Raw genomic sequence first — 346 nt, 5'->3', positions numbered from 1 at the left:
ATGACAATGTCTATGAAGGGAATGAGACCATCAAGATCCAGGGTGCAGTCATTGGCCGTCAGGGATGGGTGCAGTCTCAAGCAGCCGTGATTACTGATGAAGCTGATGCGCCAAAAGTCGCCAGCATTACTCACCTTCAGAACGGTGTGGAAAACAGCACATGGCCAGGATGGACAGTTAACCTGACTAACACGTCGACGACGTCAACTAAGGTGCAACTGAACTTCAACGATGGTCTCCATGAGGCTGACTTTGGAGCGGACTACAACGGCAAGGTTCATGTGTATACAACGTCTGGCACTTTCCTTAAGGAAGTGAACCTTAATGGCTCAAACGGTTGGAGAGC

1 pseudogene is annotated in these 346 nt (G+C 49.7%); it reads left to right on the top strand.

The annotated features are described in order from the left end of the window. Positions 1 to 346 (top strand): annotated as a pseudogene (locus RN22_RS25265) (bacteriocin); the annotation flags it as partial.

Origin of the sequence: Grimontia sp. AD028 (genome assembly GCF_000973155.1) — a bacterium.
GTDB classification, from domain to species: domain Bacteria; phylum Pseudomonadota; class Gammaproteobacteria; order Enterobacterales; family Vibrionaceae; genus Enterovibrio; species Enterovibrio indicus.
Note: the sequence above shows the minus strand (reverse complement) of the source record. Positions and strands in the feature narration are given on the sequence as shown.